Here is a 2,878-nt window from a genome sequence, read left to right on the forward strand (position 1 = left end):
GTCCAGAAGTTCCTTCTCAATAGCCATGTGATGATTCTCTCCTTTCCATCATCATGGCCTCGCGCACAGAATTCCTGACAGTCCCCGCGCCCGCAGCATGTCCTCACGGCAGATCTTGTCGTAGAGCACGTAGAAGCGGAAAGCGGGCTCCGCCTTCCCCTTACGATACAGCTTCCTCTGCAGGTTCCTGATCTTTTCGGGTGTTTCGAGGCTCATCGCCACTCACCCCTCCTCACCAACTTCGAAACCACACCAGAAGTCAGAGCCCCTCCCTCCACCGGCATTACCCGGCTTCAGCGGTATTATGACCCTGTCCGACTCCCACCCGCACCGCCGCCCTGACGGCTGCCCTGATGCCGCTACCCTCCTGCCGAGCTGGTCTCCCCCGTTACCCGCATCACCCTTCCGGCGTGCCGTGCCCATTACCCCGGCGGATCGAACGGGTGCACATGTCGATTGCTTCCCCGTTCGCGCGGCCTGCACTCACGTTACGGCCCATCGGATTGCTCAACCGAACCAAGGCGGCCTTTGTCACGAGGCTTCGACCCGGCCAGTTACCCGACCGAGCCGTTCGTCAGCTACCAGCCCAATCGACTACTATCTGGGTGGAACCTTCCTCCACTGGTGATACGCGCCATCGGGGCGCACTGAACTTTTCGGGCTAGCAGCCCATTCCATCGGACAAAGGAGGAGTTTGTCATGCCCAACTTCGCCGGCGCATGAGCGAGGACATGCAGGTGCGCAACCTCGCACTCTACACCAGCTGTCGTATCTGCAACAGGTGTCGCTGTTCGCCCGCCACTTCGGCAAATCGCCGGACTTGCTCGGGCGAGACGATATTCGGACCTATCAGGTCTATCTGACCACGAGAAGAAGCTGTCGCCCGGCTCGATCCACACCGCCATTTCAGCGCTGCGCTTTCTCTACAACGTGACGCTCGGAAGGAACCGCGCGCGCCTGAAGAGTCCTGCCGCTTCCCAAGAAGCCGCAGAAGCTGCCGTTCGTTCTCAGTCCCGAGGAAGTTCAGCAGTTCCTCGGGTGCCTCCTCAACGCCAATCACCACCCATACTGACCACTTGCTATGCCGCCGGGCTACGCATTTCGCATTTCGGAAGCAGTGCAGCTGAAGACGACTGACATCGACAGCCAGAGAATGGTCGTTCGTCGAGCAGGGCAAAGGCCAGAGGACCCCTATGTGATGCTGTCGCCCAAGCTCCTGGAGATCCTGCGCGACTATTGGAAGATGCGGCGGCCAAGGGTGTGGCTCTTCCCGGCGATCGCGCCGGCCAGCCGATCGCCAGGAGTGCGGTGGGACAAGCCTGCGCGAAAGCGCGAGACCTCTCCGGATTGTCCAAACCGGTCACGCCACACAGTTTGAGCCACGCCTTCGCCGTATCTGCTGGAGGCCGGCGCGGACGTGCGGACCATTCAACTGCTGCTCGGTCACCGCAGCCTCGCGACCACCGCCCATTACCTGCGGATTGCCACCACAAGGTCTGCGCCACATCGAGCCCCTTCTAACTGTTGCCGCGTGCCGCCGCCCGCAAGCCTCAGTACTTCTGAGCGGCGCGGCAATGGCCCGCTCGGGGCCGGAAGTGGCGGATATCTTCCGCTGCTACGCGACGCCTATCGCGCACAGCATGATGCATCGTTGTCGGCCGCCCAGCGCCGTGTCATGACGGCGAGTGAACTGTGCCGGACCGCCCCGCTCGGCGGGCACGTCGAAGCATGTGATCAATGCGGCCACCGGCGCATCGCCTTCAACAGCTGCCGCGACAGGCATAGTCCCCGCTGCCAATCTCTGGCCCGCGCGAACTAAGGAACGAGATGCTGTTCACCTCATTGGCGGAGGCTCGCGCGGTCTTGACCAGTGGGCGGTCAGATTACAACATCAATCGCCCCCATTCGCGGCTTGGATGGCAGACTCCTTCGAGTTCGCCCACACCTTCACCCCGCGACGGGACGCAGCGCTGCGCACCATGATCAGCTCCGCGCCTGTGCCCGTCGCTCAAACCGCCCAACAGGGCAACATTGATCGCCGGAGCGAACTCAGGATTGGAAAAAACTTGGAGGCAATGTCATGGCCGCTACCTTGTTGTCACGTTGTTTAATGTAGCGTGAGGCCGGCACCGCACTTTCAGGTAAGTCCTGTACTCATGGCTTCCCACGCGGAACATTTCAAACTCCGTGACAACGCCCTCTGTCGGCCGAATTGAGAAACTGACCCCCCTGTTGCCTCACCGAAGAATGTTACCTAACGATGTGGCGGGTTGAAGAAGCCGGGAGACTGCCATCCAGTCGCCATTGATGATTTCAACGACTGTCTCTTTACGCCAGGCTTTCACCGCTATTTGCACCGTCCGCAGGCTTTTGTTCGTGAACCGTGTTTGATCGACGTTCATCAACCGCTGCAGCACGAGGGCTGCCGAGAGCGTCGGCTCGCCTCCAACCATGCCCGAATCTGAGCCTCATAGGGCTCAAGCATGCTCGGTCTCTTCGGATAAGGCTTTGTCCGCCGATAAGGCCTTTTATGGGTGGGTCGCACCTCACCGCCCTGCCAAGCCGTCTTCAGATTTGCGGTGAAGCGCTGCAGATCGATGACGACCGGTTCATGTCGCGTTGCTTGCACTCCACGACGATCGACGCGTCTTCCCAAATCTTCTTGTGCCGCACGGATGCAGGTGAACAGCATCACCGGGTCCGCCGTTGCGAGCATCGCACGCAACAGCTCCTTGTCGACGTCCGCCACCTCGGGATGGGCCAATACGCTCGACCGGCGGCGCTGGCGGATGATAGAGCGGCGGACGTTCATGTGAGTCCATATCCTGCGGCAGTGAAGTAGTTTCTGCATTCTGTTGGAGAGAGAGATTGCAGATAT

3 protein-coding genes and 3 pseudogenes are annotated in these 2,878 nt (G+C 60.5%); 3 read left to right on the top strand and 3 right to left on the bottom strand.

Features of this window, described 5'->3' with window-relative positions; all coding sequences use genetic code 11:
* Window positions 1–51: 51 nt before the first annotated feature.
* Complete coding sequence (locus NKH60_RS34640; protein WP_352875082.1) at window positions 52–216, bottom strand: hypothetical protein; 165 nt, start codon at window positions 214–216, stop codon at window positions 52–54.
* A gap of 483 nt (window positions 217–699) precedes the next feature.
* Between NKH60_RS34640 and NKH60_RS34645 the strand changes: the two are divergent.
* From NKH60_RS34645 to NKH60_RS35290, 3 genes and pseudogenes are all read left to right on the top strand, one after another.
* Window positions 700–1,521 (top strand): annotated as a pseudogene (locus tag NKH60_RS34645) (site-specific integrase).
* 53 nt (window positions 1,522–1,574) lie between these two features.
* Window positions 1,575–1,813 (top strand): annotated as a pseudogene (locus NKH60_RS34650) (transposase zinc-binding domain-containing protein); the annotation flags it as partial.
* A gap of 14 nt (window positions 1,814–1,827) precedes the next feature.
* A complete protein-coding gene (locus tag NKH60_RS35290) occupies window positions 1,828–1,983 on the top strand; it encodes an integrase core domain-containing protein (RefSeq protein ID WP_502907812.1) in 156 nt (51 codons plus the stop codon).
* Window positions 1,984–2,237: 254 nt separating this feature from the next.
* On the opposite strand, the gene NKH60_RS35295 is transcribed toward NKH60_RS35290, so the two are convergent.
* Window positions 2,238–2,453 (bottom strand): hypothetical protein, encoded by a 216-nt coding sequence (locus NKH60_RS35295; RefSeq protein WP_502907813.1) that lies wholly within the window; start codon window positions 2,451–2,453, stop codon window positions 2,238–2,240.
* Window positions 2,402–2,878 (bottom strand): annotated as a pseudogene (locus NKH60_RS34660) (hypothetical protein); the annotation flags it as partial. The gene NKH60_RS35295 and the pseudogene NKH60_RS34660, both read right to left, overlap by 52 nt.

It is taken from the genome of Mesorhizobium sp. M1006 (assembly GCF_040318825.1).
Classification (GTDB): Bacteria; Pseudomonadota; Alphaproteobacteria; order Rhizobiales; family Rhizobiaceae; genus Mesorhizobium.